Raw genomic sequence first — 306 nt, forward strand, 5'->3', positions numbered from 1 at the left:
CGGGATATTTCAGCCAAGCCGAAAGACTATCCTGCGTTTTCGCCTTGGGGGAAATATTTCGGGGGGCGCGCGCAGCGCGGGGGGGCATAGCCCCCCAGACCTGCCCCCATAGAAAAGCGCGCCGCGTGGGGGTGCCACGGGCGCGCCAGGTTGGAAAGGCGGGGCATGAGACCGGGTTCGGTCCCTGCCCCGCTCGGCTTATTTCACGACCGTCTCCGGCCCCATTGCCATCGTCGGCAGCCATGTCGACAGGAATGGCACATAGGTGACAAGGATCAGGAAGACGAAGAGCACGGCGAGGAAGGG

The organism is Thioclava sp. UBA3469 (assembly GCF_002378135.1).
Classification (GTDB): Bacteria; Pseudomonadota; Alphaproteobacteria; order Rhodobacterales; family Rhodobacteraceae; genus Thioclava; species Thioclava sediminum.